Consider the following 266-nt stretch of genomic DNA (forward strand, 5'->3'; position numbering starts at 1 on the left):
GTGAATTTCTGGCGTCTGGCGGAACTGGGCATTGAAGGCCACCCGCTGCTCGAACTCGTCGAGTATGACCTTACCGACCTCGGCGCCAGTGTGCGTCTGCTGCATAAGACCCATGCCGACGAGGTCTACAACCTCGCCGCGCAGAGCTTTGTCGGTGTGTCGTTCGAACAGCCGGTTACGACTGCGGAGATCACCGGCGTCGGTCCGTTGAATCTGCTCGAGGCGGTTCGTATTGCGCGCCCCGAGGCGCGTTTCTACCAGGCCAG

The 266-nt window shown here is 61.7% G+C and carries 1 protein-coding gene; it reads left to right on the forward strand.

Annotated elements, in window-relative coordinates; translation table 11 throughout:
* The coding region (locus PXJ20_RS33120; protein WP_421057538.1) for a GDP-mannose 4,6-dehydratase at nt 1-266 on the forward strand (266 nt) is incomplete at both ends.

Source organism: Paraburkholderia sp. A1RI_3L, assembly GCF_048957895.1.
Lineage (GTDB): Bacteria > Pseudomonadota > Gammaproteobacteria > Burkholderiales > Burkholderiaceae > Paraburkholderia > Paraburkholderia kururiensis.